Source organism: Anaerotruncus sp. 1XD42-93, from assembly GCF_009917605.1.
GTDB lineage: Bacteria > Bacillota > Clostridia > Oscillospirales > Ruminococcaceae > Anaerotruncus.
In genome coordinates, this window is record NZ_QZEG01000229.1 from 1 (window position 1) to 596 (window position 596).

Below are 596 nucleotides of genomic sequence, written 5' to 3' on the forward strand. Positions count from 1 at the left end.
TTGATCTGCTCCCGCAGCAGGCGCTCCTGCCGTTCCCGGCTGATGGGAATACGCTCAAACTGGGAGTGTCCGATAATCACCGCGTCATAGTCCCCGGTGGCGATTCTGGCGCAGAATTTCTTGCGGTTGTGGCTTTCAAAATCCTTTTTGGTGGTGACAAGGATATTCGCGGAAGGGTAGAGCCGTAAAAACTCGGAGGCCCACTGCTCGGTCAGGTGGTTCGGCACCACAAAGAGGGATTTCTGGCACAGGCCCAGCCGCTTGGATTCCATCGCGGCGGCTACCATTTCAAAGGTCTTGCCCGCGCCCACCTCATGGGCCAGCAGGGTATTCCCGCCGTACAGCACATGGGCGATGGCGTTTTTCTGGTGTTCCCGTAACGTAATTTCCGGGTTCATGCCCGCAAACCGGATATGCTGCCCGTCATACTCGCGGGGGCGGATGCTGTTCATTTCCTCGTTGTACTGGCGCACCAGCGTCTGCCGCCGCTGTGGGTCCTTCCAAATCCAGTCCCGGAAGGCTTCCCGGATCGCCATCTGCTTCTGGGCGGCAAGGGTGGTTTCTTTGGCGTTGAGTACCCGGCGCTCCCGGCCCTC

1 protein-coding gene is annotated in these 596 nt (G+C 59.4%); it reads right to left on the reverse strand.

The window, feature by feature from the left end; genetic code table 11:
* Positions 1 to 596 (reverse strand): DEAD/DEAH box helicase family protein (locus D5269_RS18180; RefSeq protein ID WP_166545256.1); only part of this gene is annotated, 596 nt, incomplete at both ends.